The organism is Halioglobus sp. HI00S01 (assembly GCF_001635445.1).
GTDB classification, from domain to species: Bacteria; Pseudomonadota; Gammaproteobacteria; order Pseudomonadales; family Halieaceae; genus Halioglobus; species Halioglobus japonicus.
Genome location: NZ_LWEE01000257.1, coordinates 1 through 215, shown reverse-complemented (window position 1 = coordinate 215; position 215 = coordinate 1). Strand labels below are relative to the sequence as shown.

The 215-nt window shown below is 55.8% G+C and carries 1 protein-coding gene; it reads left to right on the top strand.

Features of this window, described 5'->3' with window-relative positions; translation table 11 throughout:
• Positions 1-215: EamA family transporter (locus A3709_RS17430; RefSeq protein WP_156507832.1), on the top strand; the 215-nt coding region annotated here is incomplete at both ends.

Genomic DNA, 215 nt, shown 5'->3' with positions numbered 1-215 from the left:
GCAATGGCAGTCACGGCCTGCACCCGGCTACCACCAATACCTACTCGATGCTTTACGGCACGGTGATACTGGCGATAGTGCTGCTGATAACCGGCCAGCCCCTGGTCGTACCGACGGGTGAGTTTTATCTGCCGGCGCTGCTGTACCTGAGTATCTTTGGCACGGTGATCGGCTTTACCACCTATCTGATGTTGGTCAATCGTATAGGCCCCAAT